The organism is Acidovorax sp., from assembly GCF_047607405.1.
Classification (GTDB): Bacteria; Pseudomonadota; Gammaproteobacteria; order Burkholderiales; family Burkholderiaceae_C; genus Acidovorax.
Genome location: NZ_JASGDA010000096.1, coordinates 1 through 5,644 on the forward strand (window position 1 = coordinate 1; position 5,644 = coordinate 5,644).

A 5,644-nucleotide genomic window follows, 5' to 3' on the forward strand; every position below is an offset into this window, starting at 1 on the left:
GAAGGCGCGCACGCCCTCGGCCGCGTCCTCGCTGCTGGCCAGCACCTTCTGCACCGGCACGAAGTCGGCCACGGCGGCGGCCTGGCCCAGCTCGATGGCCTTGAGCACGTTCAGCCGCGTCGCGACCACGGCGGCGGGCGCCTGCGCGGCGATGCGGCGGGCCAGGGCGAGGGCCGTGTCGATCAGTTCGGCCACGGGCACCACCTTTTGCACGAAGTTGCAGCGGTAAGCTTCGGCGGCATCGAACTCGTCGGCCGTCAGCAGGTGCAGCATGGCGTTGCCCACGCCCGCGCGCTCGGGCATGCGCAGCGTGGCGCCGCCGGTGGGCATGATGCAGCGCTGCACCTCCATCTGCGAGAAGCGGCAGTCGTCGGCCGCCACCACGATGTCGGCGCCCAGCATCAACTCGATGCCGACGGTGAAGCAGATGCCCTTGACGGCCGCGATCATGGGCTTCTGCCGGCGCCGGTAGCCGGGCAGGCCGAAGTCGTGCGGCTCCACCAGGCCGTGGGGCGTGAGCTTCTCGCCGCGTTGCAGATAGGGCTGCACCACGGGCAGGTCCAGCCCGGCGGTGAAGTGGTCGCCGAAGGCGTGCAGCACGCCCACGCGCAGTTCGGGCTCGTCGTCCAGGCGGGTGTAGGCCTCGGCGAGCTGGCGGAACATGGCGGGCGTCCAGCCGTTGCGCTTGGCGGGGCGGTTGATGCCGATCAGCAGGATGTGGCCATCGACCACCTGGGTGTCGATGCAGCCCTCAAGAGGCGGGGTGGTGGGGGTGATGCTCAGGGTCACGAACGGTCCTTCTTCAAATGGCTGGCCCGCGGCGCACCTGTGGGTGCGGCGCGGGCCGGTGGCGTACACGGGGCGAGTTTATTTCGCCGGGCGGATGCGGTAGATGCCGTTGTTCACGTCGGACGAGAAGTACACGCTGCCGTCGCCGCCCACGGTCACGCCGGTGGGCGCGTTGGCGGGCGTGCCGCCGGGCAGCGGCGGCACGCCGATGGGCAGCTTGTCCGCCACAGTGCGGCGGCTGCCGTCGGCCAGGTTGACCTCGGTCAGCCGCTTGGCGCCGACCTCGGCGACAATGAAGGTGCCCCACGGCGTTTCGGCCAGGCCCTCGGGCTGGTTCAGGCCCTGCGCCACGGCCACCGGGGTGCCGCCCGCGGCGGGCACGCGCAGCAGGCTGCCGCCCAGGTCGGTGACATAGACCTGCCCGTCGCGCCCCAGCACCATCTGCACCGGCAGCTTGATGCCGCTGGCGATGGTCTTGCGCTCGGCCAGCTTGTCGCCGCTGGCGCGCACGATGCTGCCGGTGCCCAGCTCAAGCACCAGCACGCTGCCGTCGTCCAGCGGAATGGCGTCCAGCGGCACCTTGAAGCCGTGCGCCATGACCTGCGTCTTGCGCGTGGCGCGGTCCACCACCTGCACCGAGTTGGTGGCGAACGAGGCCAGCGCGAAGCGCGTCTTCGACATGCCCACGGCCAGCGGGTATTCCAGTTCGCCCTCGCCCCAGGCGCGGAAGATGTCGCTCACCTGGCCGGTCTTCAGGTCCACCTCGCGGAAGGCGAACACGTCGGCCACCCACAGGCGGTCGCCGTCGGCCTTCAGGCCCGTGGGCAGCGCCACGGCGCCGCTGGTGAGCGTGCGCAGCGCGCCGGTGGCGGGGTTGAAGGCCTGCACCGAGTTGTCGGCCATGTTGGAGATGTAGATGGTGCCGTCGTCCGGCGCAATGGCCAGGTTGTCCAGCCCGGTCTTGAGCTGGGTGGCCACGGTCTTCCTGCCGGTGGCGAGTTCGACTTTCACCAGTTCGCCGCGGCGCGTGTCGAGCACCCACAGGTTGCCCTTGCCGTCCAGGTTGGCGGCGGCGGGGATGGCGAAGCCGTCGGCGATGGTGGTCATGTCGCCGTTGGCCGGGTTGATCCTGACCACCTTGTTCTTGAACCACAGCGGGCCGTAGAGCATGCCGTCGGGGCCGACCTCGAAGCCGTTGAAGCCGCCCATGTCCTTCTTGATCAGGCGCTGGGGCTTCTTGCCGGCGCGGTCGATCTCCCACAGCGCGTCGCCCGCGAACACCTGCGAGGCGTAGAGCTGGCCGGTCTTCTTGTCGAAATCCAGCGAGTTGATGCCGGGCAGGTCCTTGGCCAGCACCTGGATGGGCGCCTTGTCGTGGGCGCGGTAGAAGAGCTGGCCCAGGTTGAAGCCGGTCCAGGCCATCTCGCCCTTGGCGCTGATGGCGATGTCGTCCGACATGCCCTGCGGCGGCTCGATGAACACGCGCGCCTCGCCGGTCTGGCGGTTCACCTCCCACATGTTGGCGCCCGCCACCGAACCGGCGAGCAGGCGGCCCTGCTTGTCCACCGCCAGGCCATGCACACCCGCAAAGGCGGAGGGCTTGACCAGCACCTCGGGCGCGGCCCAGGCGGCGGGGCGCGTGGGCGTGGTGGTGGAACAGGCGGCCAGAAGGCCAGCGGCGGCGAATGCGGCGGCAGCCGCGATGCGGCGAAGGGGTGCGTGCATGGATGTCTCCTGTGTGTTGTGCTACGGCAATGGCCGTGCCGACCAGTCTTCGGCACCGGCGCTCGCCAGTGCAATCACCCAGGAGACATTCGCGTAAGCAGGCGTTTCAGCGCTGGCCGCCCACCACCACCGTCACCATGCGCCCGGGCTGCAGCTTGCGCGCCATGGCGGCGCGCACGTCGGCGACGGTGAGGGCCTCGACCTTCTTCGTCCAGTCGTCCAGGTAGGTCAGCGGCAGGTCGTTCCAGGCGATGTTGGCGACGTTGCCCAGCAGCTTCTTGTTGCTGTCGATGCGCAGCGCGAAGCCGCCGATGAGGTTGTCCTTGGCGGCGCGCAGCTCGGCCTCGGTGGGGCCTTCGGCGACGAAGCGCGCGATCACGTCGCGCGAGACCTGCACGGCCTCGCGCGCCTGGTCGGGGCGGGTCTGCAGGCCCACGGTGAACGCGCCCGCGTGCAGCCCGGCGGCGAAGTAGCTATAGACGCTGTAGGAGAGGCCGCGCTTCTCGCGCACCTCGTTGGTCAGGCGCGAGACGAAGCCGCCGCCGCCCAGGATGTGGTTGCCCACCAGCAGCGCGATGAAGTCCGGGTCGCGCCGCGCAAAGCCCGGCTGGCCGATGAGGACGTGCGCCTGGGCCGAGGCGAAGGGGATGTCCTGCTCGGCGGGCGCGGTCAGCGCGCTGATCTCGCCCACGGGCGGCAGCGGCGTTGCGCAGTCCGCGCTGGCGGGCAGGCGGGCGAGCAGCGTGGCAACCAGCGTCTGCGCCTGCGCGCGGGTGACGGCGCCCACGATGCTGACCTTGGCGCGGCAGGCTGCGATGTGCCGCTGGTGGAACGCCTGCATGTCCGCCACGCCGATGCGCTGGAGCGTCTCTTCGGTGGTGCGCGCGCCGTAGGGGTGGCTGCCATAGACGGCGGCGGCAAACGCATGCGCGGCCACGGTGCCGGGGCGGGTGTCGGCTTCCTTCAGGCTGGCGGCCCAGCGGGCGCGGTCGCGCGGCCACACGTCGGCGGGCCAGCTCGGCTCGCCGATCTGGCGGGCTGCCAGGCGGGCGGCCTTGTCGAGCAGCGCGGGGTCGGTGAGCGAGCGCAGGGTGTAGTGCAGGGCGTCCCGGTCGGCGTTCGCCTCGAAGCTCGCGCCCAGGTCGGCCCAGGCTTCGCCCAGGGCGTTTTCATGAAGCGCCGCGTCGCCGCCTGCCGCCATGACGCCCTTGGATGCCATGTTGGCGACGGCGCTGGCCAGGCCCGACTGGCCCGCCGGGTCGCGGCGGCTGCCCGCGTCGAAGTCGATCTGCACGTCCACCATGGGGATGACGGGGCTTTCGACCAGATAGACCTGCGCGCCGCTGGGTTCCGTCCAGTGCTGTATGGGCAGCAGCGCCCAGGCAGGATTTATATAAAAAATGGCTCCAGCGCTTATCAGAAAAGCACGAGCAGCTATTGTTTTGATAGTATTCATGGCCGGTTGCCTCAACGGATGGCCGCGCCCGCGGCGGGGTTGGCGCGGGGGCGCGCGGCGCCGACGGGCTGGGGCAGCAGGGTGGCGACGGTCAGTTGGTCGTCGCCGAAATACTTGGCGGCCACGGCCTGCACCTGGGCGGGCGTGACGGTGCGCAGCAGGGCCAGCAGGCGCTCGTTGGCGTCCAGCGGGAAGCCCTGGATCCAGTTGCCGCCCAGCTCCTGCGCCTGGCTGAACACCGAGTCGCGCTCATAGACGGTGGATGCGATCCACTGCGTCTTGACGCGGGTGAGCTCGGCCTCGCTCACGCCATCACGCGCCACGCGGGCCACCTCGGCACGCAGGGCGTCTTCGACCTGTTGCGCGGTCTTGCCCGCGGCGGGCACGCCGCTCAACAGGAACAGGGCAGGCCCCCGGCCCGTGACCATGGCACTGCTGCTGGCGCTGTCGGCCACGCGGTTGTCGCCCTGCGTCAGGGCACGGTCCAGGCGCGCGCCGTCGTAGCCGCTGAACACGGCGGACAGCACCATGAGGGCCAGCGCGTCGGTGTCGTCGCTGGTCAGCTTGTCCACCCGCTCCAGGCTGGGCGCGCGGAAGGCCAGCGCCACGTAGGCTTGTTCGGCGGGGGCCTTGACTGCGATGCGCCGCAGGCCCTGCTGCGGCGGCTCGGTGCGCGGCTTGCGCTCGGGCAGCGCGTGGGCCGGGAGCGTGCCGTAGTACTTCTCGGCCAGGGCGCGCACCTGGGCCACGTCCACGTCGCCCGCCACCACTACCACCGCGTTGGTGGGCGTGTACCACTGGCGGTAGAAGGCGCGGGCGTCGGCGGGGGTCATGGAGTCCAGGTCGCTCATCCAGCCCACGATGGGGCGGCGGTAGGGCGACGCGGTGAAGGCCGCCGCGAACAACTGCTCAGAGAGCACGGCGCGGGGCTGGTCGTCGGTGCGCATGCGGCGCTCCTCCTTCACCACCTCCAGCTCTTTCCTGAACTCGTCGTCGGGCCAGTGGTTGTGGGCGAAGCGGTCGGATTCGAGCTTCATCACGTCTTCGAGCCGGTTCGCCGGGATCTGCTGGTAGTAGCCCGTGTAGTCGCGGCTGGTGAAGGCGTTCTCCTGCCCGCCCAGGGCCGCCACGCGGCGCGAGAACTCGCCGGGCGGCAGGGTCTTGGTGCCCTTGAACATCATGTGCTCCAGCAGGTGGGCCACGCCGGTGGTGCCGTCCACCTCGTCCATGGAGCCCACGCGCACCCAGACCATGTGGACGGCGGTGGGCGCGCGCCGGTCGGGCTGCACGATGAGCTGCATGCCGTTTTTCAGTGTGAACTGCTGGGCGCCGGAAGCCGTCGCGCCAGGGGGTGGATCCACCGGGGCCGTGGCCGCCAGGGCAGCCCCGCACGAGAGACAGGCCCACAGGCCCAGGAGTGAAAGTGTGCGTTTCATAGAATGGCTGCGATTCTAAGAACCCGCCAATGTTCAGTTTTTTCAAGAAAAAGCCCACGCCGACGCCCCCCGCCCCCACCGTGGAACCGCCGCCGCCCGTTGCCGCCCCGGCGGCGGAGCCTGCGCCAGCCCCCGCCCCCGCCATGGGCTGGCTGCGCAACCCCTTCGCGACCAAGGACGCCGAGGCGCCGGCCCCCGCACCGATCCCCGAGCCGCCGCCGCCCGCCCCGGCCCCCGC

The 5,644-nt window shown here is 70.8% G+C and carries 4 protein-coding genes and 1 pseudogene; 1 reads left to right on the top strand and 4 read right to left on the bottom strand.

The features are described from left to right. From QM569_RS11445 to QM569_RS11460, 4 genes are all read right to left on the bottom strand, one after another. On the bottom strand, nt 1–783 hold a 783-nt coding region (locus tag QM569_RS11445; RefSeq protein ID WP_414987363.1), incomplete at its 3' end, for a crotonase/enoyl-CoA hydratase family protein. Nucleotides 784–867: 84 nt separating this feature from the next. Further along, nucleotides 868–2,514 carry a hypothetical protein gene (locus tag QM569_RS11450; RefSeq protein WP_414987360.1) on the bottom strand — a complete coding sequence of 549 codons (1,647 nt, stop codon included), beginning with the start codon at nt 2,512–2,514 and terminating at the stop codon, nt 868–870. A gap of 106 nt (nt 2,515–2,620) precedes the next feature. Next, a complete protein-coding gene (locus tag QM569_RS11455) occupies nt 2,621–3,970 on the bottom strand; it encodes a M16 family metallopeptidase (RefSeq protein ID WP_414987361.1) in 1,350 nt (449 codons plus the stop codon). An 11-nt stretch (nt 3,971–3,981) separates the two neighbouring features. Continuing rightward, nucleotides 3,982–5,406, bottom strand: a complete 1,425-nt coding sequence (locus QM569_RS11460) for a M16 family metallopeptidase (protein ID WP_414987362.1) — start codon at nt 5,404–5,406, stop codon at nt 3,982–3,984. Between the two features lie 29 nt (nt 5,407–5,435). Here QM569_RS11460 and QM569_RS11465 point away from each other — a divergent pair. Next, a pseudogene (locus QM569_RS11465) lies at nt 5,436–5,644 on the top strand (signal recognition particle-docking protein FtsY); the annotation flags it as partial.